At 55.8% G+C, this 233-nt stretch carries 1 protein-coding gene; it reads left to right on the forward strand.

The features are described from left to right. Window positions 1-233 (forward strand): hypothetical protein (locus N8L39_RS09455; protein ID WP_261039409.1); only part of this gene is annotated, 233 nt, incomplete at both ends.

Genomic DNA, 233 nt, shown 5'->3' on the forward strand with positions numbered 1-233 from the left:
CCGTTTTGAAAGCCGCTCCAATAAAGCCGACAGCCTATACTGGCCCCACAACAGAAAGACCCGCCAGTTTCTCGAAGCTGGGAACCATTTATGCATTCCCGAACGTGATCAGCGGCCAGAATTTGAAGAAGCTGCGGGATGCCGCAGACGGGATCTGTGAGATATCGCGCATCGCCCACGTTCTTGATGCACCGATCGGTGCCGCTGTCGTCGGTAGCTACCGTGAGCCAGAT

Origin of the sequence: Streptococcus mitis, from assembly GCF_946190285.1 — a bacterium.
GTDB lineage: Bacteria > Bacillota > Bacilli > Lactobacillales > Streptococcaceae > Streptococcus > Streptococcus mitis_CP.